Raw genomic sequence first — 213 nt, 5'->3', positions numbered from 1 at the left:
GGGCGACAGCAAAGCATTTTGGGTAACAAATATTGAGACAAATGAAGATTACCAGCTGACTGCAAAGCTTCTGTACAGTGGCACCTACGCAGATGTGTGGGTAAATAACAATGAAATTACGGCAGATGCGGCTGCACAGCTCGGCAAGGAATTCGATGATTCTATTCACCTTTCTGTGGCAACAAATTTCGGGAAGGAATCAGATGTTAATAA

General features: G+C 43.2%; 1 protein-coding gene. It reads left to right on the top strand.

What is annotated here, in order from left to right; all coding sequences use genetic code 11:
• Positions 1-213: hypothetical protein (locus EOC06_RS40720; protein ID WP_206631529.1), on the top strand; the 213-nt coding region annotated here is incomplete at both ends.

Source organism: Mesorhizobium sp. M7A.F.Ca.MR.362.00.0.0, from assembly GCF_004023175.1.
Taxonomy (GTDB): Bacteria; Pseudomonadota; Alphaproteobacteria; order Rhizobiales; family Rhizobiaceae; genus Mesorhizobium.
This window is presented reverse-complemented; position numbering and strand designations above follow the sequence as displayed.